Consider the following 23947-nt stretch of genomic DNA (forward strand, 5'->3'; position numbering starts at 1 on the left):
GCCACTGACCTGAATGGACCAACCTGGAGTGAGTCATGGGAAATGTCGGACACCGCTGGATCGCAGCGTTCGGAGCCTCGTTCGCGCTCGCGACATTCGCGCCGGCGCCCGCCTTGGCCGACAACGGCGGCCTCAGCTTCTGGCTGCCGGGTACCTTCGGCAGCCTCGTGGCGGCGCCCGTCATGCCGGGCTGGGCCTATTCGACCATCTACCTGCATCTGCAGCAGTCCGCCGGCGGCGGGCGGGAATTCCAGAGGGGCGGATCCATCGTCGCCGGGCTCAACGCGCACGCCGACGTCCTCGTCCAAGGCCTGACCTACACCTTCGCGACACCGGTGCTGGGAGGCCAGGCCGCGATCACCGTTCTCGGAGCGCCCGGCAACATCGGCGTCGGAATCGACGCGACGCTGACCGGGCCACGGGGCAACACCATCTCCGGAGGCGCCAGCGACAACCGCACCACCTTCGCCGACGTCTTCTACCAGGGCACGCTGAAATGGAACCAGGGCGTCCACAACGAGATGGTCTACGTCACCGGCAACATCCCGAGCGGCACCTACGATCCGAACCGTTTGGCCAATCTGAGCTTCGGCTTCACCGCGGTGGATATCGGCGCCGGCTACACCTACCTCGATCCGAAGACGGGCCACGAATTCTCCGTCGCAGGAGGCCTCACCTACAGCGGGATGAACAATGCCCTGCAGTATCAGAACGGCATCGACTTCCACGTCGACTGGGGAGCCTCGCAGTTCATCAGCAAGACCGTCCATGTCGGCCTGGCCGGCTATTACTTTCAGCAGCTTACGGGAGATACGGGGGCCGGCGCCAAGTTAGGGGAGTTCAAGGGGCGCGTTGCCGGCATCGGACCGCAGATCGGGTTCATATTGCCGATCTCGAAGGACTATCAGGGATACCTCAACCTCAAGGGCTACAAGGATTTCGCCGCCGAGAACCGGCCCGAGGGCTGGACCACATGGGTGACGTTCCAGATCTCGCCGGCGGCGCCGGAGCCCGCAGCGTCGAAACCCATGTACCGGAAGTAGGCGGACGGATCCGACCTGCGGTTCAATGCGATAGGCACGGTAAGCTGCTCAATGACGCTGATCCGAAGACGAGATGTCGTGGTGGCAATCGGGATGGCAGTGGCCACCCGGTCGCCTGCCGCTGCGGCGGAGCACCGGAATCCGGTGGTAGGTTTTCTTTCCGGCGGGGCAAAACCCGGTGACGCGACGCGTTTGGCGGCGCTCTGGCGGGGCCTCAACGAAGGCGGCTACGTCGAAGGCCGGAACGTGACGACCGAATATCGCGGCGCGGATGGCCAGAACGATCGCCTGCCGGCATTGGTCGCCGAGTTGATCCGCGCCCAGGCGGCCGTCATCGTGGCACTTGGCGGACCGAGTGTGGCAGCGGCTGCCAAACGCGGCACGGAAATCGTGCCCGTCGTGTTCACCATCGGGAGCGATCCGGTGCAACTCGGCCTAGTGGCCAGCCTCAACCGGCCGGGAGCCAACGTGACCGGCACGAGCTCGCAAGCCAGCGCAATCGTCGTGAAGCAGCTGGAGGCCGTACGCGAGTTGAAGCCGAGCCTTGCCGTGGTGGGCTGCCTGGTCAATCCTCACAATCCGAATGCCGACAACGATGTGGCCGAAGTACGTCAGGTCGCGCTCACCTTGGGACTGCAGGTTCGCATCGCGAATGCGAGCGCCGAGGCCGACATCCCCTCCGCCTTCGCGACGCTTGCCGCGGCGAAGGTCGACGCGGTCGTCGTCGTGTCGGACGGTTTTCTCAACGGCCGGACCGGTCAGATCGCCGAGCTGGCGGCCCGCTCCTCGCTGCCGTCAATCTCCACAATTCGCGAGTTCGCGTTGGCCGGAGGGCTCATGAGCTACGGCTCTAGCCTCGCGTCCGCGTATCGCCAGTCGGGTATCTATGCCGGCCGGATCCTCAAGGGTGAGAAGGCGGCCGACCTCCCGGTTCAGCGATCCGACAAGGTCGAACTGGTCATCAATCTCAAGACCGCCAAAGCCCTCCGACTGGATATGCCGCTCAACCTTCTCGGGAGGGCCGACGAAATCATCGAATAGACCTCGGCTTATCTCTCGGTTGCGCTTGGATCCAAAGCTGTCTCGCCATGTGAAGCGCAGAGGCCGCCGGACGGCACCGCGCTAGGGTCGCTGGGACCGCGACATCAGGAGGTCTGCCTAGGCCGTCCAGAGGCTGGCCTGCTGCAGCGTCCCGATCTCCGACGCTTGGGCGATGCGACGCGCCATCACTTGGAACTCGTAGGCCGAGCGCTCTGCAGGCGGGCGCGACGGCGATGTACGGTGACCGAGCTAGGATTCGTCAGCAGAATCTTGGGCGAGACTGATCTTCCAAATCCGGATCTCTCCATCCGTGCGATCAAAGTGATGCGGGTGGCCCCGCGGGATGAACAGCAAATCGCCGGCCGTGCATTCCATCTTTTTGCTGTCCAAGCGCAACATCCCGTAGCCAGAAACGACAACATAGATGGTGTCAGAGGAGCCGTCGTCAGGTGCTCCACTTTCAGGGCCGTCGAGTGGTCGGATTCTGATAGAAGCCGTTCCGGGCCTGTGGCAAATCCGCAAGGTTTCGCAGGCCTGCCTCCAGCTCATACCTGACGCGATCTCCGTCAGGTTGACCGGAGTGCCCTCAGTGGGAGACGGCCGCGCATCGAGAAAAGTAGACATCAGATTAGCCCACGCATTCGCCTGGCGGGTTCGCTGTCAGGCTCCCGTTTTGCCCGATCGAGGTGCAGATAATTGCTTTCGAAACGTGCCGCATTGCGCAGCCCGGCAGGATCACACACCGTCCAGGTATTTCCCTCAATGCTGATCAGATTCTCCTGACGGAGGCGTCCCAGCATTCGGTTGACATACACTGGTGTGAGACCGGTCGCGTCGGCCAGATCCGTCTGAGTCACGGGAAATTCGAACTTTTGGTCGTCCACCACTCCGAAGGCGCGCATCCGAAGGAATATTTCGTAGGTCAGAAACGCGATTCGCGCATATGCGTCGCGACGGCCCACATCGATGATGCGCTCACGCAGGACGCCTTCGTCCTGCAAGGTGTTCCACCAGAACGCCAGCGCGATGCTTGGTCGATTTAGAAGGAGATCCTTCATGATTTCGCCGGAGATGGATGCGACGAGGCTGGGCGCTAATGTCCCGATACTATGATCCATCTCATCGAGGATGAAGATTTCCGAATCGCAGGGGTCGCCGGGCACCAGGAACGCCATGATCTGACGGGCGCCATCTTCAAGGTGTTTGTAGCGGCATGCCAGGCCGCTGATGACGAGGTGGATATCAGAAGAATGCTCCCCCTCCCTTATGATGTCCTGTCCCGGACCATACTGTCGCTGCCGCTCACAACTAATACGGTTCAGCAATTGACGGTCTTCGTCACTGAACGGCGCGAACTGCTCCAGTTTCCTGATTAGCGGGCTGTCCATGGGTTTCCTCCACGGGAAGAACGCCGGACGACACTTTTGGTCCCTCCTGTACCTCAATTGCACGGTCGTGATCTTGATCTAGTTTAGTGTCGTGCTCGCGCCCTAGTCCCACACTGTGTTGCATGGCGCGATTCACCCCAGATCAAATGAATCCCTCCATTCACGGTCAAGGCGGCCTGCTTCAGGCAGAGTTCATCGCAGAATCGGATCAAACTTGCCAAAATAGCGCTTTCTACGCGCGCATGGATCGCTGCAGGCGGGAAATTGTGCGCTGCATGACGAGTACATCCGAACGTATTCAACACACGAAGGAGATGCTTTCAACAACGACCGAACTCGTCGCGTATAGCCAGGAAGCAATCGCACGGTCGTTTCATCTCCTTAAAGTGAATAAGAGGGCTTGAGGACCGCTCGGACCTATTACTTGTTCCTTACTCCGGAAAGATTCGGCCTTTCGTCGTAGCGCCCGATTTGCACCTGGCCATGCAACTTGGATCACGTGTTCCTGGCATCTGTGAACCGACCTCGACGGATGGTCTTGCCTTCGGCCATCAGGAGAATCATCATGCATCCCACAGAAATCCTGATCCGACGATTGCGTGCGAACACTCGGCTGTCCGACGAGGACGCCGCCGCAATCAAGACGCTGCCCGTCGATGTAAAGCAGCTTACAGCGGACACTTACGTCGTTCGTGAAGGTGATTGCCCCAAACGTAGCTGTTTGGTCCTGAGTGGCTTCCTCTGCCGTTCGAAGATTGCCGAGAACGGCAAGCGTCAGATCCTGTCCTTCCACATCCCGGGAGACATTCCGGACTTACAGAGTCTTTTTCTCAGGGCGATGGATCATGATCTGGCGACAATATCCGCTGCGACACTGGGCTTCATCGACCATTCCGCTCTTTCAGCACTGATCGAGCAGCGGCCCGCCGTCGCGCGCGCTTTCTGGTGCGAGACGCTGATCGACGCCGCCATCTTCCGTGAGTGGATCGTCAACGTGGCAGTGCGCCAAGCACCGGCCCGTATGGCGCATCTTCTCGCCGAAATGCGCGAACGCCTAGCGACGGTCGGACTTGTCGGCGATGACGAGTTTGAGTTTCCTGTTACCCAATCCGATTTGGCGGAGGCGCTTGGGCTAAGTGTCGTGCACGTCAATCGCGTTCTTCAGGGCTTCCGCGCGCATGGCGTTCTCGATCTGCAGAAGAAGATGGTCAAGCTGATCGACGTCGAGAGAGTCCTCATTGAGGGCGGATTTGATTCAGCGTATCTGCACCAGAATGGCAACGCCTCCCCGTCCTGACGGCGTGCAAGGCTTGCCGGGTTTACCGGTCGGCCTTGTTTATATGCCGATTGACGTCGGTTCAGTATGGGCTGGGAACGATGTCCGTGGCAGCTCACGTGCGGTGACGGTCTGAATTTTGCACATTTCAGATCGGCCCTCAGAAGCGGACATCCACGACATGAGTACACGTCCCGCGCGCACGGTGCCGATGTCATCGCGGGCAAGATGGCCGAACCACTACGGTTGAGGACTTCTATAGCGTGGCGCTCTTCACGGATGTCTTCTTCGGCATCGCGCTGCGCAGTACAATTCCTGAATAGCTGATGAATCCTACTCCCGCTCCCATCATTACAGCGAGAGGGATGAAGCTGATGCGTTGCGAGCTGGCAATGTGCCGCGACCGAATAGTTCGGCTCTGCTGCTGATGGAGAGTCTTCAAGTACGTCGTCTTGCGTGCTCTCTGGCTCGCTTACGTCAAGGATGCTGTTCACCCCTGTCGACTTCGTTCAATGCATCACCATGCCACCTTGACGGGCGCACCGTCATTTCCGTAATGGAAAGAACGTCGGCCATCAGGTACACCGATTGCCGTTGGCCGTTCCTAGCTCTTCTTGGCTCCCGGAAAAATGCCGAGGACCTCGCCATCTGCATCGCGAACGGTGACAGTTCGCCCAGTCATTTCAGCCAGCCGCTTCGCAAGCGCGCACGCCTCACCCGCATTTTCTAGATCCAGAGCGACCACCGACAGCTTTGTTGCGTCAGCTCCAATGACGGCGATATCGAAAGGTTTGTTATAGGCCATGGCGCAACTCCTGCTGTTGGCGGGTAGCGCGATCCTTGGTACAGCAACCGTGATTTAAGGATTAGACACTTTGTGCACAAGTGAACACGGAACATGGTGCGCCACGATTTCGCGGTAAGCAGGCGAACGGACTGTCTCAGATCGCCTGCCTCACCATCCGTAGAAGTTCTTGGCGATGGCCAGGGTCTCAAGTTCGCTCGTCTCCAAGGCTATCTTTTGCACCAGCATCACGTCTCCTTCGACGAGCTCGCCAACCGGGACAAAGCACCATCCCGTTCCCAATCGGCCGGATGCATCGACCTCGCGGATGTTGGCTGACGTTCTCTGATAGATGCGATAGCGCATGCCGGTTTCGCACCCGACGACGTCGAAATAGCCCTTGGCGTCGAACTGGGCACGCTGCTGCGCAGTCAGCCAGCCGCGGAGCAGGCACAAGCCCTTTGTCCGCCTCTCCTCCTGATAGCTTCTGTAGAAAGCCCCACACGCCCGCCGCCGAAAGATCCTGAGGTAATGAGAACCAGCCACGACAATCACTCGTTTGCTTGAAAGGCCGCATCAACGCAATTCCAGTGAAAGATGCCGAGATGCCCGCGCGTGTTCCTAATGCTTGATGCACGCCGATTGCTGCCTTAGGATACGCCGCCCTGCCTCGATCACATTTTGTGAACGATGCCCGCCGAAGAGCGCTCGCTTACGGCGCGGAATGCGGCCGGAGCGAGCCATCGCCTTCAAGGGGCATTCGCAAAATGAACTTGGTTTCTGCCTCAGACGAATCCAACTCGATCGAGCCACCGTGGGCTTTGGCGATTTCGGCCGCGATATAAAGGCCAAGCCCAAGTCCCTGCGACGGCCCGTGCGCCTCTCCCCGGTAGAACGGCTGAAACAGGCGCTTGCGAGCCTCCTCCGGAATAGCCGCGCCTCCATTGGCCACCGAGAGCTCGAACATCTCTGCTTTAGCGGTAGCTTCGACCCGAACTGGCAGGTCCGGCGCGCCGTGGCTGATTGCGTTGCCGAGCAGGTTGGAGAACAACTGGGCGATGCGGGCCGGATCGCAGAAGACCGGCCTCTCGACCTCGAAACTGGTCTCAATGCGACGCTCCGGATGGGCCGCGACCAACTCGGCCACAACCTGGTCCAGCACGGGTTCGACGGCGGTAATGGCCTTAGAGAGCGAGATACCCCCTCCAAGGCGGCCGCGCGCCAGGTCCATGACGCTCTCGATCATCTTGGCCATTCGGCTCACGCTGCTCTGCATCATGGCCTCGAGCCGTAGCGCCTCTTCAGGCATCTTGACCTTGAGCATCAGCCGTGCGCCGGCCGCGATCGATGCAAGGGGATTGCGCAGGTCGTGACCGAGCACGGCGATGAACTGCTCACGCAGCTCCGCGACCTTGCCGGGCCGCCTTCCGAAGATCCTGACTTGTACAGCGTGATGCAGCAGACCTAATACTCTGGAGCTAATCGGCGTTAGAGCCTTGGTCTAGCAGCGTCCCCATGCAGCGATCGAGAGCGTCCAAAGGGAATGGTTTCTGTAAAAGTGGCCGACCGTTGAATTGTTCTGGTACGCCATCGGCGCCATAGCCGCTCGCGAAGACGAAGGGAATGCTGCGGAGCTGCAAAGCCTGTGCGAGGGCTTCAGAGCTATCCCGGCCAAGCTGCAGGTCGAGAATAGCAGCGTCGCATTCAGCGCTCATGGCCATGGCTAACCCAGAGCCCAGATCGCTCGCCTCTCCAGGAACTTCGGGACCAAGCTCCATCAGCATATCCGAATCATCATGCGAATGAGCGTTTCGTCTTCGATCAGAAGTACTGCAGCCATGCTTCTCCTTACGCCGGCAGGCTTGTGAACGGGAGTCTTTTTCCCGGGCCCTTCGTTCGCGAGCTCGCCCACGTTCCTTCTCTCTCGAAAAACACGGGCGGAAACTAAGCCCCCTTTACACTGGGTACAGCGCAGCCTCGCGACGAGGTTAACATGAGCTGTTTTGTGCAAAAGTGAAGTTAAGCGCGTGAAGGAATTGGCGCTCCTCGCATTTTACAGCCAGGGCTGAACAATTGAGCCGAGCCGGAGTCAATTAGAACGAGGAGGGATGCGATCCGATGGATGAAAGGAAAAAGCTCGAGCATCAGATAGCACTGGCTACTCGGACAGCTGCATACACCTCAGACGAGAACACCGCCAGGAGGCTGCGGCAGTTTGCTGACCAGCTGGGGCGCAAGCTTTCCCCCTCTTCTTCGCGGCGCGCTCAAATCACGGCACGCGCCTATCAGCTTTGGGAACGGGCCGGACGTCCCTCGGGGCGAGATTTGGATTTCTGGACCCAGGCGGAGCGGGAGTTCAGCCCCGGCGATACTGCGGGCCAAGATTAGGGGACTGGCGCTCCGCGCGATCTACTCGCAAAAAATTATCCAGCGCCAGTTGTGTGCACTATCAGACCGTCAGCAAAAACGGACCATCGATCTTCATTGAGCGCACTGAAACCGACCAGTGCTGCTCACCCATGAAGAATTTGCAGCAATGCTAGGCTTGGACGAGCAAGGCAAGCCGGTCTTTCAACGCTCCATCCTGATCACTAGCAATCCTTTGCCGCCAGGATGACCACGGGCCGATTCTCATGCTCCATGCGGAGTGGCAATTTTGACCGAGGCCAAATCCGTGCTCGACGTGGCGCGCGAGGTGAAGGGCGCCCAAGGACCCCCCCAATCGCCGCCTCGAGACCGAGTGTCCGAGGCGGCGTAGTGGGCCTCAGTATTTGAACTGCGGCATAGCCTTCAATTGGTCCTTGGTCGCGTTGTAGACGACGTGGTCCGGATACCAATTTTCGTTGGCTGCACGCACGGGCCGGTTAGAGCGGTTCACTTCTCCAGTCGCGGCACCGGCATTGTTGACGCCAACCGTCGGTTTGTCGGCAGGCGGCGTGGTCGTCGACGTGCGAACGGGCTCGTTGACCCACTTCAGCTTGTCATAGGGCACAGCAACATAATGCTCGCCCATACCGAGGAATCCACCAACACCCAGGATGACGTTCGCAGTCTTGCCCGACTTATCGAGAATGACCTCGTTAATGTCGCCGATCTTCTCGTTGGCTTCGTTGTAGACGTTGACACCGACGAGCTTGGAAGCCCGCCATTCGCCTTCCTTGTGCGACGAGGCGGCACTATCAGCGGCGGTCTTGGTCGATGCAGTTTGCGCCGATGCCGAGCACGTGAACAACGCCGTGGTGAGCAAGGCGGCGACGAGATACTTGGACATGCGTCCTTCTCCGTTTGTGAATAGTGGGCGTACTTAGCGCAGCAGCATAATGAGAATGATCAGCGGGATCGGAATTCCGACGAGCCAAAGCAAAATCGGCATGACATCTCTCCTTTCGTTTTCGATGGGTTAGCGATTGGTTGCAGGCGCATACGCCTTCTTGCCCCAAGTGCCGTCGCGAAGCCCGCCGCCTTCAGTGGCAGCCAGCGATGCGCAGAAGGCGCCGATAAACAGGGAAAGCGTTAGCCAGATCGCAATCTGCATGGCGGCCTTCCTTGCCGCGTCGAGATCAGTTTTCACCTGAGTGACGACGTCGTTGACGCGCTTCTCGGCGTCCGCCTGGCTTAATCCGGTTCGCGCAGACACGACCTTAGCAACGTAGGTGCGGTCGGCGGGACTGACATCGTTGTCTTTGTGGAAGCTGTTGGTGAACAGGCGGACCATCTCACCACGCGAGTCGCCAGTCTGCTGGCCCTGGGAGGACGGGTTATCCGAGCGCAGGAGCGTGTCGACGTAGCCGCTCATCGGCGAATTCTGTGCAGCGTTCGCGGCGCCCTGCGTCGCGCCAGCAAGCGTTCCGCCTAGCAACGTGGTTGCCGGAGCAGCCAGCAACACAGCGCCGAGAACCGAGGCGGCCGCCCAAGCTAAAAAGCCATGCGCCGTATCCCGGAAGTGCACCTCGGTGGTCTGCACGCCGACCCACTTCGTGCGGAGACGGCCGGCAAGATAACCACCTACGGCGGACGAGATCATCGCCATGACGATGAAATATAGACCAGTTCCGATCTTGAAAGTCGTCGCGGACACACCCGAATTGCCCCAGGGCGACACCACAGAGAAACCCATGCCTGCGCCAAAGGATAGAAGCACGAGCGTAAGGGCGAGAGACGCCACGGCCCCGGCCAGGACGGCAGCCCAGGAAACCCCGGCCACCGACGGTTCAACCACCCCGACCTGTGCGTCTTCTCGAAAAGCTTGTGCCATTTGTTTCTCCCAGCAGCTGTTACCCTGCTTAGAAGATGCCCAAATGGAACAAAGGTTCCATGCATTCATGCGCCCACAACGACGTTTTGAGTCTTAGAGGAGGCCCACCCGGAGCCTTAACGATTGCTATCCAGCGACGGGGACTTGGCAGCCGAGAACATTTGAGAACACGCCGAGCCGTATCGGTTGCGTCCCTCGGTACGTCGGTGATCTTGGTCGAGACCTCATGCGCGCGCTGCGCCGCCTGCTGCGCGCTCGGAAGAATTCCTGCGTAGCGGCACCTTGCTCTCTACGGCCGCCGGTAATGGCGGACGAGATTTCCAAAGCCGCTCGCTCGTGCCGCTCATCTACGGGATCGCGGCGACCGACTCATCTATCGCTCCGCTTTGACCTCCGATGCCACGACGGCAAAGCCGTTCCGGCATCGCCTAGCTGTGCCGGCTCTTTCCGCCCCCTGGATCGTCATCTGAGCAGTTGAAGCTAAGGTCCGCTGTGGGGTCACAAGCGGTCCTCCGCCGGCTACGCGCGGCAGGTCAGCTACGGGCCGATTTTGTTGCAAAAGTTGGCTGCAATGGATTTGGCCGCTGGGCCTTTTGTTGAGCCGCGCTTTGAAGCGCTGGCCCTGACGCATTTTACGCAACTTTGACGCTACGCTACGCGATGCGCAGAACCTGAGCCGGCGGCGGTCGTGCGACCAGCGATGCAAACCGCCTCAGATTCTGAGCGATGGCGGCTAGAACAAACTCATCCTGGGCACCTTGCGGGCCTCGCAATCGGAGCCCACCAAGCTTCAGGATGCGCTTCAAGTGTGCGAACCTCATCTCGATCTTCTTGCGCTGACGCCGAGAGAGCTCGAAGCCCTCGGTGCCAGCGAACGACCGGGCAACGTCTCGGGCATGCTCATGGATATCGCGCGGGATCTTGCGTGATGGTTCCTTTGGGCAGCACTGCGGTTTGAGCGGGCATACATCGCAGTCGAGCTTGCTGGCACGATACAGAAGGGTCTTGCCCTCGTGCACGGTACCGCTCGTCCCAAGCCGCTTACCACCCGGGCAGTGGTAAACGTCCCCGGTTGGGTCATATCGAAAGTCGCTCCGCGAGAAGGTGCCATCATCCCGCTTCGACTTATCGAACACAGGGATATGCGGCGCGATGCCCTTCTCCTCGACCAGCCAATTCAGCATCGGAGCCGCTCCGTAAGCGGTATCCCCGACAAGTCGCTCTGGCTTGAGACCAAAGCGCTCCTCGGTTCGTTCGATCATGGTTTTTGCTGCACCGACCTCGGCCTGGCGAATGGCGCGGGAGGCCTCGACATCCACGATGACGCCGAACTTCACGTCGATGAGATAGTTGTCGGAGTACGCGAAGAATGCCGGCCCCTTGTGAGCGCCGGTCCACTGCGCTGCCGGATCGGATGGCGAGACAAACTTCGGGATGACATCGCTGGCGGGCCCCACGCCGGATCGTCGAGGGTTGCCAAATACTCCTTCACCGCGCGGCTGGACCTGGCCGGATCGCGATCCCTGCGCCAGTCCTGACCTGCGATCGAGCGCTGCTTGTTCGCGTCGGCCGCAATCAGGCTCGCATCGACTGCAAATCCTTCGCCACCAACCAGACCGGCGGCAATGCATGCCTCGACAATCCGTTCGAACACGCGGCGGAGAACATCTCCATCACGGAAGCGCTCGTTGCGGGCGCGCGAAAATGCCGAATGATCCGGGACAGCGTCCTCGATACCAAGCTTGCAGAACCAGCGATAGGCGAGGTTCACCTGCACTTCACGGCAGATCAGCCGTTCTGAGCGGATCGCAAAGACATACCCCACGACCAGCATCCGGATCATCAGTTCCGGATCAATCGACGGGCGCCCCATCGACGAATAGTGAGATGCTAGTTCACCGCGAAGCCAGGACAGATCGAGAGCAGCATCGATCTTCCGCATCAGATGATCTTCGGGTATCGCGTCGCCAAGACGAAACTCGTAGAACAGTTGACCTTGGTCACTCTTCAGACGGCCCATCATGGATCGACCTCGCCGAGATTCGCGTCAACACAACGGAATCACGGTTCGTGACTTGTCTCAACCGACTTTTGCAACAAAATCGGCCAACCGCAGACATCCCTCAAACCGGCAGCGTAATTTCGCAGACGAGCCCGTCTTTGCGCCAATCAAAGCGAACTTTTCCCTTTTGCTGGGTAATCATTTGTTCGACGATACGGGTACCGAACCCCGTTCGCGTTGGTTCCAGCGCAACTGGACCACCGGTTTCCATCCAGAGTAGCCGGATTGTACCGGTAGCGCCGTGTGACCATTCCAAGCGGACGTGGCCTTCAGGCGTGGACAAGGCGCCGTATTTCGCGGCATTCGTCGCTAGCTCATGCAACGCTACCGCAACTGCCTGGGCGGCGTCTGGCGCTAATAGAGTTTGTGGACCATCTGTGAACGTTCGCTTCCCATCGGAATAGGGAGCTAGTTCCTGTATCGCAATCGCCGAAATTTCCGCACCAATCCAACGCGTTTCCACGAAAAGCGAGCAAACATTTGCGAGTGCCTGGATGCGTCCACCGATTACCTCTTTGAGGCCTTCAGGCGAGCTCGACTGAGATAGATTGACCGTTGCCATCGCGTTCGCGAGCAAGTTCTTGCTGCGGTGTTCGGCCTCCCGGGCCAAGGTCGCGATCAGCTCCTGATTTTTCTTCTGCTCGGTAGTATCTCTCGCAATCTTTGATGCGCCGACGATTTTGCCGTTTGCATCCTTAACAGGAGAAACGGTCAGCCACACGACGATCAAGCTGCCGTTCTTGCGTTGTCGAACGGTCTCAAAATGGTCGATGCGCTCACCACGTCGGACGCGAGTCAAAATCTCACGTTCTTCGCTTTGCCGATCCTGAGGGATCACAAGCGTAATCGGCTGACCAATGGCCTCGCTGAGAGAGTAGCCGAAGACGCGCTCGGCACCGCTATTCCAGCTTGTAATGATGCCATCGAGATTTTTGCTAATAATCGCATCATCACTAGACTCGATTATGGAAGCCAGCCAGCGCAACCTCTGTTCGCTTTCGCGAAGGGCCGCTTCGATCTCCCCAGGCGTGAGCGCAATTTCTAGATTGGCTTTCTGCGTCATTAGCACCCCTAGACACGGCCCCTTAAAGGCAAGGCTATAGCACGTTGTTCTCGGCTAGGGAGGGTTTTGGATGGCCGCTTCGGGTCCGTCAGCCATCTCGCGGAGAACTCTCCGGGCCTCCAGAGTGCCGCTAAGGGCAGCTCGCTCTGCGCAAATCCTTTGAAGCTTTCGAAAGTCGCTCATGGCTGGCCAGAACCACGGGGGGAGACTATGTTCAAAATAGCACACTAGGACACTGCCGGATCTAACTTAGGACACTCGTGGTCAAATACCGACCGAGAACGCTGCGAACCGCGGCTGCGCCACGTCAACTTCCTCTTTGGGTCCGTCGTCGAGAGCTTTTACCGCTGGACGGTCTGTACGAGCAGAAGTTGCTAGCGGGCCAAAAGAGGCCGATTAGTCGAGCTGGACGCCTCGCCAGATGCGGCCAGTTCGTGAGCACATGTGAAGCGAAGCAAAACGCTCGTGGCGCGGTCGGTCGTCCGATGCTGATGAAAGTGAGTGTGAATGACTGTTTTCTCGGGCTCGGTATTCGCGATGGAAGTTGACGGCAAAGCTACGTTCGCGTTCGAGGCGAAGAATTTCCGGGAAGCCTGCGAGTTGTGCAAAGAGGACTGGGTTCGTGACGACTTGACCGCGATTACATCGAACGGCCTCCCGCTTTGCTCCTCGACGGCCAAGTTGACAGTTCGCAGAGCTGACGAAGGCGAGATTGTCATCTATCGAGACGCAGCTATCCAAGCTCAGACCGAAGACTTGGTCCTGGCATATCTTGTCGATTTGGATCGAGCGTAGCGACCTTCCCTGTGGCGCTCCCTTCTAAGAAGAGAGGGACATCCATCTACTACTTCTGCTCTGGGTCAAAAAGCGAAGACTGTTCCTCGATGTCGTCTTGACCATCTGGCGCAAATCATCCTCGCACTTATTGTGGGCGGCGGGGCCCCCGGACTGGTTCTTTGTCAGCCATGGGTGGCATCCTAAAACACTGGCGGCCGGCGCCCACTGAGGTGCCTTAGTCTCTGTCCATTGAGAAACTTACGGATGGCCATGCTTCTTGTTCGGGGGGAAAGAGGCCACCTTACGAGCGCCGTCCCATAGCTCAACGCCGCAGCCATCCACAAAGCGTTGCGCCTCAACCACAGCGGCGTCGTCATCGTCGCACTCGATAATGTCCGGCATACTTTGGATGTGGCCGGAGTCGTCAACTCGGTAAACGCGGTATCCCGCCATAGCCCCCACCGTGCATTGCGGGGGGGGAACTCTAGTGCTCAGAACGGAAGTAGGCCACTCACAAAACCACGGAAGTGGAAAACTGACTCCGACAACTGGGACGGGCTTACTCTTTGTCGTTCCGATAAGCTCTGAGTTCCACGCGCATGGTGGCGCTTTCGAGTTGGCTAGCCGACAAGCCCTGCGGACTTCCTCGGAAACACGCGCGAGGACTTCCCTCTGCGCCCTGAGCTGGCGGGCTTCGTCGATAGCAAGTTCGGCGCGGGTGAGTACGGAATCGGGCATCCGCCGAAAATGCTCCGGCGCAAACTAAGTTGCTATTTCATATGTTTAGTTCGCAGATCACGCCGCCGCGAAAATCAAACTAGGCCACTGCGGATGGAAACAGGCCAGTACCAGGTTGAGGATAAGAACAATTTAGCAACCTAAAACCTTTCCTGAACCGAGCGGATGCCGGGCCGACGTCCGTTGAGGGTCACAAGCGGTCCCGGACCCGTTGCTCGCGGCAGGTCAGCTATGGGCCACAAACCGGAATTGGCGATGCCGCGCGGGGGGCCACCAACCTAGTGGCGCTTTAAGGGACATCTTCCTCTGGCCGTGTCCGGTCTCAAAAACGAACTGGACGACGAGGCTCTGCCTCCGTGCTGCGGGCTGATCGGGATTTTGAGTACAAGCACTAGTCCAGCTGCGTCTGCAAACAGGCGAGGCGCCGACCATCGCACCATAATTCCACGGGGTGTTCGTCCACTATCGCAGCGGCCCGTTTCCTTTGTTTCGACCTCGGCCGCGCAGCCTGTCCAGGTCCAAACTCAATGCATTGCCGAGTTCGTCGAGCACGTAACTTGATAGATCATCATGATACTTGGCTGGCCAAACGGCTCGGTGCGTTCGTCACTTAAGCTAACATAGGCTTGAGATTGCCAAAATTTCCCGGCAGTCGTCAGATTCTTGTTGGCAGAAGCGAAGCAACTTGGCATGCTCCTGTAACCGGGCCGGCGCGTTCATCTCTCATCTATTTACACCCGGGTTCTGAAGCAACGGCAACGCTGCGGCAGGCGTTTTAGTACGTGTTATTTAGATCGACTGATAAACTCTTGAGGCCGCCTTTAGGTGGCCTCTTCGTTTCGCGTTCAATTCCTGCGGGGACATTGCAATGGCAAAACCAGCCGTTTCCCGTGATGCTTTTCGTGGACTATTCGCTTTCTACTGGGCGAAAGCTCATCACGATCACAAAGCCGAAGCCGAGGAATGCCTTTTGACGTTGTTCGGATCTGCGGAATACATTCCCGATCGCCTGCTGCAGCAATGGTCTGAGAAAGCTGATCTACTCGGTCCAGAAGCCGTCGGTAGTGTAGTGGAGCCGCGGGCCCGTGAAATCGCGAGCGGCGGCGCGCGGTACGACCATGCGAGTGATTTTCTCCACTCCCTCCTGAGAGACCTCGGGCGCAAAATGCAGTGATCAGATGCGCCGTTTCCGCTGCTCTTACCGCGCCTCTGATCAACTTCGACCTTGTAGGCAATCTTCTGCCGGCACGCAGCTCGTTAGACCGGCGCGTCGCCTTTTAGCCCCTCGATCTCAACCCGCGCCTTCTCCCTGAGTCTAGGGAGGTGCGTGGCGCCTCAATCTTCGAGGCGAGCGAGCAGGCTGCTGGAGAGATTTGAGTTCGATACGGAGCCGTCAATAACATTTGGAAGATTGCCCTGGTGGCCTTGTAACGAGCTGCAGTCCTGCTGCACTCGCTCCCAGTCAACAAAGGGTTGCCTGACCGGTCAATGACCACCCATCGCCAGCCACGACCCCGTCTCTGTATGGACAGATCAAAGAGAGCAAAATCGCCGGCGTTCATCAGGCAAACCTTCAATACGCACTTGGAAATCGAGGATACATTACAATTTTGACAGGGAGAACTTTCGGGCAATGGTAGAGTTCCACGCCCGCACAGGCCTGATATTATTTGAAAGCTTAATGTTTGCGGCTACTCGACGATCTCCGGTAGCCCTCCATATAGAATGCGACCAAACCTACGCGTCGCAAATTTCCGGGATGCTTTAAGCCCGAGTTGCTCCACCGAAAGCCTGGACAGATGTCCCACTCACCTACCGACAAGATCGCGCTCTTCATCGATGGAGCCAATCTTTACGCGACGGCAAAAACTCTGGGCTTCGACATCGATTATAAGCGACTGCTGAAGGAGTTTCAGAACCGCGGTACGCTGCTCCGGGCGTTCTACTACACGGCCATCATCGAGGACCAGGAATACTCCTCGATCCGGCCGCTGATCGACTGGCTCGATTACAACGGCTACACCGTCGTCACCAAGGCGACTAAGGAATTCATCGATGCGTCCGGCCGCCGCAAGGTCAAGGGCAACATGGACATCGAGCTCGCCGTGGACGCCATGGAGCTCGCCGGGCACATCGACCAGATGGTGCTGTTCTCCGGTGACGGAGACTTCCGCTCCCTGGTGGAGGCCGTGCAGCGCCGCGGTGTGCGGGTCACGGTGGTCTCTACCATCGCCAGCCAGCCGCCGATGATCGCCGACGAGCTGCGCCGCCAGGCCGATGTTTTCACCGACCTCGTCGAGCTGCAATCCAAGCTCGGCCGTGACCCATCCGAACGCCCCGCCCCGCGCGACCGGTTGCCTAAATTCTTGCAGGAGCCGAAGGGAAATGATTCCCTCGACTAAACGACCGGCGAATGCGACTGGAGAGGTCGGCGAGGAACGCTTTCGCGCTACACGTGGCACCTACGGGTTCCTACCGCCCGTCCGTAAGCGGACTTTAACGAGGTGCGTTGGCTGAAGGGCTGGATCCGGTCGTGCCAATTTGGCATCGCGCAAAGAAGACGCCGTAAGGCGGCTCTCAGATGCAACCTGAGCGATTCAGCTACCCATAAAAGCTGGCGCAGAGCTACATCCAGGTCCAGGTAACGCGCTGATTTGTTCGTTGGTGTTGACGTGTGCGGTTCGCTGTAAACGCGATTTTTTACGCTGTTCATTTGGACATTTTCCCTGTTATCAGCTTAGGGAATTGGGAGTGGATACGCTATTTTTGCGGCCTTTTCGGAGCCGCGCCCGTTAGACAGACCCCCAAGGCCGTTATTTCCCTGCAAAATTCCCTGTTTCCAGGGAATTTAGAACGGAGACCGGTGCGAACTGCACTGCGTCGCCAGCCACCAAAACATCCCGAAACATCTGATTTCGTGCGAATTTCTACGAGAAATTCCTGCGGATTTTGCTACGCGCGAACTCCCAGAACTTTCCGTTTAATTTCAAGGACTACTAAGCGCTCTCGGCGGCTCCACGCAGCATGGACGGCGCGACCAGATCTCTGTTGAGTTCTCAATTGCTGAGCGACGATTTGCCGGCCGTCAGCGTCTCCCATGTCGTTGGGCGCCATGCAGAACTTGCATTGTCGCGCCGTCCACTCGCTGAAAATTTACATCGCGCCACTCGATGCCGTTTAGATGAGCTGAGTCCGGTACCAGCAGGCCCTGGTAGTAGCGGTGTCCCTCGTAGGTGATCCCATACGATTTTCCCATCTCGGTGCGATACAGCCCAATTAGCTGCGGCGCACCTCCACTCAAAGGGTCAGCTTTGTTCTTGAGGGCGTCACAAAAGGCCCAGAATATTGCCCTGCTTGTTCTCCCTTGAGGATCATATTGTAGGTCTTCATTCTGCTTCTTGACTGCGCGCCCACCAGATCCGAGCGCAGTATGAAGTGCAGATTGTGTTTTATCGATAGATAACTCCTCATCTGTCCAAACCGCAGCTCTGGTCCAGGTCGACGCTACATAGGTCAGCGTCCAAAGACGGAAGCGTGCATTCATTCCGCTACCATCTCGCGCTCCGTGTAGAATCGCAAAGCTGCGATCGGGAGCGTTGAAACGGCTGCCTAGCGACACCTTGACTGTCTCAGCAACGATCGCGTGCCTCGCTTCCGCGCTCGCCCCCGTAGGAAAAAGCGCCCCATCGTCGGCCGCGGCTATGATCTGTCCCAGCATGAGGCTAGGAAAAAGAACATCTCCGACATATCCAAAAACGTCGGGGGTACTCTTGCAGGCAAAAAGTTTTCGTCCAGCATCCCAACGATTGAGATACGATCCCCAGCTGATCCGGCTGTCGCTGACCAAATAAAGTGATGAAGGACCACGTGGATCGACTCCACTCCAAGCGGCAAGCGTTGTCACTATTCCTGGCCCCCCTTTTTGCGTTATGATGATGGCCGGTTGGGCCGTTGCGAGGCAACTCCCAGGCGATCCACCATACTACTAACATTTCTATGGGTCGCGAGGTCGGAGGACCTACCCTGATACGGCTTTGCCGTGTCAGGGTGGCTGGGTCACGCTATTGCTTACGTCGATGCGCGTGTTGTGCGTTCTCACCCGACTTCGCGAAATGCTTCTGGACCTACTGCCGCCGCCTGGCATCAACAATACGAAGCAAATGGGTGGCGAGCATCACTTGCTCACGTGCTTCAGCCGGATCGCTGAGGTTTACGGTGCGATGCGAATGGGGATTTTTGTATGAGCCAATCGCGCCAGCAAATAGGTGTGCAAGAGCTTCACGCTCTCCGGGCGAGTGAGCCAGGTTGGTTAACCTTCCGCGATTGTCTTTCGGATTGTCGCTCGGATCAAATGCCTTGCGCATGAGGTCCGCGCCTAGGTCGGTCGCTTCGTAACCTCCGGCCTGACGTACGGCAACTTCGACAGCCTTAAAAGCGGCGAAGACAGCCTCGTCTAACTCGCCTCTTGCAAGAGCTGCCCACACCTTATCGCGTATCGCGACATGCAGGAGCTCCTTGGGGAAAAGCATCGCCGCTCGCGTTGCTTCCCAGTCCTGTCCATTGACAATAGCCAGACCAGCTTCGGTAAAGGTCTTCCATCCATGGGTACCATTGATGCCCGGCGAAGCTTCCACAAATCCTTCGCGTTCTAACTGTCGCCATGCTCTGTTTAGGTGGTCGTCTATCTGTTGTTTCTTGTGGAATGGATAACTGCTCCCCCGTTCGGTCGCCATCCCGGTGCCGAATGGCTCGGTAGTGATTGCTTCGTAAGTAAAGCCCGCGCCCTGCCGGACATCCGTGGCATCGGATGCTAGTAAGAAATCCGGGGCCTGCGGCCCCCAGGCCGTCAAGGCCAGGCCCCCACGCAAGTGTGGGGGCGCAAAACGGCGCGCCGTGTAGTCGGCTCAAGGCACTGAAGAACGACGAGCGGGCCATTTTCACCCCCGCATCGCATGCGCAGCGCTCGGCAGATTACCTCAATGGCTTCCGGTTACCGAAGCAGACGCGCGAGCCGCCTGAGCATCGAAGGCAGTCTTCTGCCTGTCCAAAAACCGGCGAGCCTGACCGCTCACCGGCTTTTTGATTTGATTCGGGCCTATGCGCGCTTGCTCAAATGAGCCCGGGAAATCGACAATGCGCCTACGCAGTTACCGGGCAAGATCGCAATTATCGACCGTGTTCCCGTTCTTAGCTTTTGCCTTTACTTTGCCCAGTCCTGAGTTGACCTCACGGATGATCTTGCACTGATCACACGAGTTCTTTTGAAAGGATTCTATGAATCCCGTCATTCCAAACGGGACTGCGTTCGGCCCTTCGATCAGTCCCGAATCCCGGAAAGCTCCCTCTCCAGCAGCATTGCAGATACCCGCGCTCGCTATGTTGGCTGCAACTAGCCGTCTTGTGAGGGATGAGAGCTGCCAGCCGAGGGGGAATTTGAAGAAGCGATGATTGAGATTTATCTGGGCGAGCCGCCACCGCTCCTCACCGAGATTTGGGGGCTGATCAAGCAGCGTTGATACGCGGTCTACAGCTTGATCTCCTCTCACCTCCCGCGTCTGCATGAAGGCATCAACTGGCGTCAGGAGTTCGGAGAAGCCATTGGCTTCGATCTGAGCTCCCTCGTAGAGACGGCTATAGTAAGCGCTGTGACCAAGTACGATCATCTTGAAAACGTATTCCGGAAACTTCTTGGCCTTGATGCCTTTGCCGCCAGGCTTGGCCACCTTCTCTGCCGGATTTTCACCCTCAATCCACTGAATGACGTTCAGCGCCGTATCAGCACCGGAATTCTCAAAGTAACCGCCATCAACGTAGCGCGTCGCAATTGCAGGCCACAGCAGGAGATGCCGTGTTTCCAAGGCAACCGAGGCTGGGGGAAGTATCAACGGAAATCGTGAGCTGAGGGTCGCTGCTGTACTTAGCGCAATATCTTGTCCCATCGAAGCAAGGTTTGCGGAGTTGACGGCCGACCTGCGCCATTGAATGTCATCGTTTGTCGGTGCAACCACGTGCTGTTCACCGGTCTCGGCCTGCGTGACGTTCATGAACATGATCGGGCCGTCTCCCAGCTTCCGGCCCTGAAGAATTCCCTGGCTCAGACCATCTGACTTGCCCGAGGTCGTATCAAGCCACCCCACTTCCAGCGCCCGCTCGAACGCCCGCGCCCGATCGAAAAGCGGAATTGGATAGGGCAAGAATCGCTGGGCAAAATCCGGGAACAGCGCGGACGCTGCCAGAGGGGACAAGAAGTCGTTCCTGAAGAACTGGTCGACCAACTTCTCGATCGTTCCTGATCCGTCGAGGCCATCCTCCGCGCATTTGGTCTTGTCCGCCGCCGGCTCGTATTGGACGGCCGCCATGAATGCCACTGCACCAACACTCCCGCCCGACACGCTGCTTATGAGAAAGATATGGTCGAGGATCGCGGGACACCGGTCGTACAGCCGCGCCAAGGTGATTGCAGTTTGATAGGCAGCATAGATGCCACCACCTCTTGCGGCCACGACATAGACTGGAAACGGGCGCCCTTGGTCTTTGAACGCCTTCACGCGCTCCGCAGGGCGATTGTGCCACCAGGCATAGAACTCGTCCTGTATGAGTCCGCCGGTTTCTGCATCGGTCTTGTTCTCGACTCTGCGGACCGTGTGATTGTCGTTGAGCCCCGCCCAATCTGCGACCAAAGCCACAGCAACGAGGCATCCAGCCATCGAGAGACCAACCCTGGCCGAAACATTTTGCAGGCGAAGCAGAAAGAACAGCAAAACCACAAGAAACAGGGAGAGCCACGTCAATGTGCCAATCAGGGCTGTTGCGGCGATCAGGAGAGCTGATGCACTTTTCACGATCCAAACGGCTTGCAGGGAAAAGGCGCCAACAAGTACGGTCGTGATGAGAAAAATGTTCGCCTCGATCCTGCGAAACCAGCTCGGGTTGCTCAGTCTTCGTCGGCAGACGGCTTCAAACACCACCACAGCGACGGCCATTATCAGGCACCCAATTGCCGCCCATTGGAGAAGGGAGATGGCAAACAATGCGTCCCGATGCAGAGCCTGAAACCCACCCGTGAGGTTGTCAAAGTACGTCTTTCCATCGGGAGAGAGCGGCTTTTCGGCGAGTTTTGCTACCACCTGCTGAAGGTCGGGAAGGTCAAAGTAACCGGTGGTTCGATAGAGACCCACGGCAATCCCAGCCAGCGGGGCCATCCCAATCCCGGCTGAGATCGCAGCACGGAGCCATGTCAGGCGGGCGCCAGTCTGACTGGCCCAGAGTTGCCGCACGCATTCGTTGATCGAGGCACAGAGCACGGCTGTCGTGACAACAAAAGCGCCGATCCTGATGAGATTGTGCGGCAGGTCACTTGCGAGAATAAAGTAGATCTCCTGAATCTGGTCAGGCTTCGAGAACATGAAATACCCAGCCGACGCGACAATCAGCGGCACTCGCAAGGTCAGGAGATTAGACACAAACGCAGCACCGACGCCGGCCATCCACAGCAGCGCTGCCCGAATGTTAGGCAGCAGCGTACTCAACCTCTTCGTCAACATCGAACGCCCCATCCATCATCAGCTAAGAATTTCGCTTGAAAGCAGACACACAATAAAAGGTTGAAAACACCCCGGAAGCACGCTGACGGTAGGATCAGTCAAAAAGGGGGTTCTGTCGAGAGCCGGCATGTACACGGCTCGCCGCGTTATCGAGACGCATCTGCCACCCTTTCCCACCGAGAAAAATGGGTTCGATTCGGCAGATCCGTAACCGAAATGTCGAAACGCACGCTGTGATGGGCACAAACAGAACTTCATTGACCCACCCAGCCGCCGTGTGGATGATCTTACGCTGGCGGCCCGGGGGAGCTGCCTGGTCGTCATCGTCCTCGATGGTCACGTCGCTAGCCCGGCCGTGTCTTCCTTGACGCCGCGGGCGACGATCCGGAGTGCCTCGTCCGGCAGCGGCCGCTGCAGCTTCAGGGCCTCGTCCGGAGGGGCCGTCATCCAGGTCTCGACTTCGTCCGGCGTTGTCAGGATCACCGGCATCGCCTTGGGGTGGATGGCGCCGACCTCGGCATTCGGCTCTGTCGTGAGGAACGCGTAGAGGTCGTTGGTCGTCTCACCTTCCTTGACCTTCCGGACAGACGTCCAGTTGGTCCAGATACCGGCGAAGCAGGCGAGGGGACGGGTCTCATCGAGCGCGAACCAGATATCGCCGCCGTCGGCCTTGTTGAACTCGCTGAAGGAGTTGAACGGCACCACGCAGCGATTTTCGGTGCCCAGCCATCGCGTCCAGTGCTTGCTTTTCACGTTGCGGATGTTCGTAGTGCCGCCGTCCGGCTCCATCCGCAGCAGTTCCTTGAAATCGACGGTCTTGCCCTTGGCCTGCAGCTTTTCAGCTCGTTTCTTGGTGGCGTCCACCAGCGCTTTTGACGACGATGGCATTCCCCAGCGCGCTGTGGCGAGTTCGCGGCCCTCGGCCCCGTTGCGCACGATCGGTGCCTTGTAATCGGGAAAAACTCCGGGCATCGGCTCCAGATTGCCGACGTATCGGTTCACGACGCGGAACAACGCGCTGATCGCGGCTTGGTTGGTCGTGATCGAGTAGAGATTGCACATCGGTCAGGCTTCGGTCCGAGAGTGGCGCGGCTGCCAGGCTAGTTGTAGCAGAGTCGCGGAGGGACGACGGCCCGCCTTGGCGCATTTGCGGCAGCGCAGCCGGCTCGCGAGATCGTGCACGAAGGTGGTCGGCGGATGCTTCATCGCAGCGAGGTCAACGTCGCTCGGCGTCTTGCAGCGCGCGCACTGAATCTCCAGCCAGGGGAAGCCGCCATTCACCGCTTGGTCGATCGTTGGGGACGGATCAATCGGTTCGCCGTCTGACCACATGCGTTCGTTCCAACTCTCGCATAGCAGCTTGTCTGCCCGCTGGATGAGCGCTTCCCCCTTCGCCCGCGTCTCCGCCGATTGGGTAGCCAGGATGTTGGCCATTGCCCGCGCCTTGCCGAGCTCCTTCTCCAGAGCCTTGCGGTCGCCGCCCGACAGCGGCGTAGGGTGATACTTCGGGGCCATCCGGACATCCAGGCGCAAAGAGATCGGACCGGCAATCCAGAGCGGGCTACGGCGTCTCGAACGCCGGCCAGCACCCGTCTTCTTCATGCCTGCCGGTGCGCTGCTGGCAGGTGTTGTCGAGCAGTCGCTGCGCGACGTCCTTCCAGACCGCGTTGCCGCCATACAATCCGACTGCATCGGCGGTCTGGATTTCCACGGTTCGCTCGCAGCGGCGGCAGGAGATGCGCAGGACGTGGCGTTGAATTTCCGAAAGACGCCGCTGCCGCATCTGGGCCCCGGTCGCGCCGGCGCGAGGATCTTTGAGGACTGATTCCCAGTATTCGGCCGGAAGCGGTGCATCTGGAGCCGCAGCGGGGGGAGTTGGCCTCCGGGCAGCTTCGCCGGCCAGTTTTTCCATCTGCTTCGGGGTCGGCATGCGCCAGCTCGCGGGTCGGTCGGTCATTCCGAATTAGAACATAAAG

22 protein-coding genes and 1 pseudogene are annotated in these 23947 nt (G+C 58.6%); 7 read left to right on the forward strand and 16 right to left on the reverse strand.

What is annotated here, in order from left to right:
• Positions 1–35 precede the first annotated feature (35 nt).
• Together IVB40_RS07965 and IVB40_RS07970 are read left to right on the forward strand one after the other, a co-directional pair.
• Positions 36–1043, forward strand: a complete 1008-nt coding sequence (locus IVB40_RS07965; protein ID WP_247438612.1) for a transporter — start codon at positions 36–38, stop codon at positions 1041–1043.
• Between the two features lie 51 nt (positions 1044–1094).
• Positions 1095–2084 (forward strand): ABC transporter substrate-binding protein, encoded by a 990-nt coding sequence (locus IVB40_RS07970; protein ID WP_247438614.1) that lies wholly within the window; start codon positions 1095–1097, stop codon positions 2082–2084.
• Positions 2085–2333: 249 nt separating this feature from the next.
• On the opposite strand, the gene IVB40_RS07975 is transcribed toward IVB40_RS07970, so the two are convergent.
• Together IVB40_RS07975 and IVB40_RS07980 are read right to left on the reverse strand one after the other, a co-directional pair.
• The gene (locus IVB40_RS07975) at positions 2334–2708 is read right to left on the reverse strand and encodes a cupin domain-containing protein (RefSeq protein WP_247438616.1); all 375 of its coding nucleotides are present in this window, start codon (positions 2706–2708) and stop codon (positions 2334–2336) included.
• Positions 2708–3472, reverse strand: coding sequence for a Crp/Fnr family transcriptional regulator (locus tag IVB40_RS07980; RefSeq protein ID WP_247438617.1), 765 nt, complete (start codon positions 3470–3472; stop codon positions 2708–2710). Before IVB40_RS07980 ends, IVB40_RS07975 begins: the two co-directional genes overlap by 1 nt.
• Before the next feature lie 565 nt (positions 3473–4037).
• On the opposite strand from IVB40_RS07980, the gene IVB40_RS07985 reads away from it, so the two are divergent.
• Positions 4038–4769 (forward strand): Crp/Fnr family transcriptional regulator, encoded by a 732-nt coding sequence (locus IVB40_RS07985; RefSeq protein ID WP_247438619.1) that lies wholly within the window; start codon positions 4038–4040, stop codon positions 4767–4769.
• 583 nt (positions 4770–5352) lie between these two features.
• Here the strand turns inward: IVB40_RS07985 and IVB40_RS07990 are convergent.
• From IVB40_RS07990 to IVB40_RS08005, 4 genes are all read right to left on the reverse strand, one after another.
• Positions 5353–5553, reverse strand: coding sequence for a hypothetical protein (locus IVB40_RS07990; protein ID WP_247438622.1), 201 nt, complete (start codon positions 5551–5553; stop codon positions 5353–5355).
• A 150-nt stretch (positions 5554–5703) separates the two neighbouring features.
• Positions 5704–5988 (reverse strand): hypothetical protein, encoded by a 285-nt coding sequence (locus IVB40_RS07995; protein WP_247288366.1) that lies wholly within the window; start codon positions 5986–5988, stop codon positions 5704–5706.
• A 256-nt stretch (positions 5989–6244) separates the two neighbouring features.
• Positions 6245–7015 carry a HAMP domain-containing sensor histidine kinase gene (locus IVB40_RS08000; protein ID WP_346283295.1) on the reverse strand — a complete coding sequence of 257 codons (771 nt, stop codon included), beginning with the start codon at positions 7013–7015 and terminating at the stop codon, positions 6245–6247.
• On the reverse strand, positions 7011–7316 hold the full coding sequence (locus IVB40_RS08005; protein ID WP_247434932.1) for a response regulator: 306 nt from the start codon (positions 7314–7316) through the stop codon (positions 7011–7013). Before IVB40_RS08005 ends, IVB40_RS08000 begins: the two co-directional genes overlap by 5 nt.
• Positions 7317–7650: 334 nt before the next feature.
• Between IVB40_RS08005 and IVB40_RS08010 the strand changes: the two genes are divergently transcribed.
• On the forward strand, positions 7651–7920 hold the full coding sequence (locus IVB40_RS08010; RefSeq protein ID WP_247434935.1) for a DUF2934 domain-containing protein: 270 nt from the start codon (positions 7651–7653) through the stop codon (positions 7918–7920).
• A gap of 376 nt (positions 7921–8296) precedes the next feature.
• Here IVB40_RS08010 and IVB40_RS08015 read toward each other — a convergent pair whose 3' ends face one another.
• The 4 genes and pseudogenes from IVB40_RS08015 to IVB40_RS08030 form a co-directional block, all read right to left on the reverse strand.
• On the reverse strand, positions 8297–8803 hold the full coding sequence (locus tag IVB40_RS08015; protein WP_247360144.1) for a PRC-barrel domain-containing protein: 507 nt from the start codon (positions 8801–8803) through the stop codon (positions 8297–8299).
• A gap of 129 nt (positions 8804–8932) precedes the next feature.
• The gene (locus IVB40_RS08020) at positions 8933–9787 is read right to left on the reverse strand and encodes a hypothetical protein (RefSeq protein ID WP_247360143.1); all 855 of its coding nucleotides are present in this window, start codon (positions 9785–9787) and stop codon (positions 8933–8935) included.
• 653 nt (positions 9788–10440) lie between these two features.
• Positions 10441–11810, reverse strand: a pseudogene (locus tag IVB40_RS08025) (IS1182 family transposase).
• A gap of 100 nt (positions 11811–11910) precedes the next feature.
• Positions 11911–12912 carry a PAS domain S-box protein gene (locus IVB40_RS08030; protein WP_247818565.1) on the reverse strand — a complete coding sequence of 334 codons (1002 nt, stop codon included), beginning with the start codon at positions 12910–12912 and terminating at the stop codon, positions 11911–11913.
• Between the two features lie 507 nt (positions 12913–13419).
• On the opposite strand from IVB40_RS08030, the gene IVB40_RS08035 reads away from it, so the two are divergent.
• From IVB40_RS08035 to IVB40_RS08045, 3 genes are all read left to right on the forward strand, one after another.
• Positions 13420–13707, forward strand: coding sequence for a hypothetical protein (locus tag IVB40_RS08035; RefSeq protein WP_247818566.1), 288 nt, complete (start codon positions 13420–13422; stop codon positions 13705–13707).
• A 1588-nt stretch (positions 13708–15295) separates the two neighbouring features.
• Positions 15296–15601, forward strand: a complete 306-nt coding sequence (locus IVB40_RS08040) for a hypothetical protein (RefSeq protein WP_247439178.1) — start codon at positions 15296–15298, stop codon at positions 15599–15601.
• A 625-nt stretch (positions 15602–16226) separates the two neighbouring features.
• Positions 16227–16829, forward strand: coding sequence for an NYN domain-containing protein (locus IVB40_RS08045; RefSeq protein WP_247439180.1), 603 nt, complete (start codon positions 16227–16229; stop codon positions 16827–16829).
• Positions 16830–17512: 683 nt separating this feature from the next.
• On the opposite strand, the gene IVB40_RS08050 is transcribed toward IVB40_RS08045, so the two are convergent.
• The 6 genes from IVB40_RS08050 to IVB40_RS08080 all read right to left on the reverse strand — a co-directional run bounded on the left by IVB40_RS08050 (position 17513) and on the right by IVB40_RS08080 (position 23928).
• Positions 17513–18331 carry a hypothetical protein gene (locus IVB40_RS08050; protein ID WP_247439183.1) on the reverse strand — a complete coding sequence of 273 codons (819 nt, stop codon included), beginning with the start codon at positions 18329–18331 and terminating at the stop codon, positions 17513–17515.
• Positions 18332–18551: 220 nt separating this feature from the next.
• On the reverse strand, positions 18552–19277 hold the full coding sequence (locus IVB40_RS08055) for a TIGR02391 family protein (RefSeq protein WP_247439185.1): 726 nt from the start codon (positions 19275–19277) through the stop codon (positions 18552–18554).
• 297 nt (positions 19278–19574) lie between these two features.
• Positions 19575–21971 carry a patatin-like phospholipase family protein gene (locus IVB40_RS08065; RefSeq protein ID WP_247439187.1) on the reverse strand — a complete coding sequence of 799 codons (2397 nt, stop codon included), beginning with the start codon at positions 21969–21971 and terminating at the stop codon, positions 19575–19577.
• Between the two features lie 336 nt (positions 21972–22307).
• Positions 22308–23033, reverse strand: coding sequence for an SOS response-associated peptidase family protein (locus IVB40_RS08070; protein ID WP_247818567.1), 726 nt, complete (start codon positions 23031–23033; stop codon positions 22308–22310).
• Positions 23034–23036: 3 nt separating this feature from the next.
• Entirely contained in the window at positions 23037–23486 is a 450-nt protein-coding gene (locus tag IVB40_RS08075) for a hypothetical protein (protein ID WP_247819502.1), read from the reverse strand.
• Positions 23487–23532: 46 nt separating this feature from the next.
• Positions 23533–23928 carry a hypothetical protein gene (locus IVB40_RS08080; protein ID WP_247439189.1) on the reverse strand — a complete coding sequence of 132 codons (396 nt, stop codon included), beginning with the start codon at positions 23926–23928 and terminating at the stop codon, positions 23533–23535.
• Between the last annotated feature and the right edge of the window lie 19 nt (positions 23929–23947).

The sequence above is a fragment of the Bradyrhizobium sp. 40 genome, from assembly GCF_023100925.1.
Classification (GTDB): Bacteria; Pseudomonadota; Alphaproteobacteria; order Rhizobiales; family Xanthobacteraceae; genus Bradyrhizobium.